General features: G+C 73.3%; 1 pseudogene. It reads right to left on the bottom strand.

The window, feature by feature from the left end:
• Nucleotides 1–243: pseudogene (locus AX685_RS15310) on the bottom strand (IS21 family transposase); the annotation flags it as partial.

Below are 243 nucleotides of genomic sequence, written 5' to 3' on the forward strand. Positions count from 1 at the left end.
CGCCTGCGGGCCAGGATGTTGACGATGACGTCGTCGCTGGCGGTGCCGGCCAGCAATGCTTCGCGCACGGCCGCTTCCACCGCCTCGAGCCCGTCATCGAGCACTGTCGCCAGCACCCGCACGAACCGCCGGTCGGCGTCGTCGCCGGCGCCGAGCTTGCGCCGCAGCCGTGACAGCGCAGGCGGCAACTCCCAGCCCTGGAACGGTGCGCCGTTGCGCAGGGCGCCCGGCTTGGTCGCCAAC

It is taken from the genome of Sphingomonas sp. CCH9-F2, from assembly GCF_001556735.1.
In the GTDB taxonomy this organism is placed as follows: domain Bacteria; phylum Pseudomonadota; class Alphaproteobacteria; order Sphingomonadales; family Sphingomonadaceae; genus Sphingomonas; species Sphingomonas ginsenosidimutans.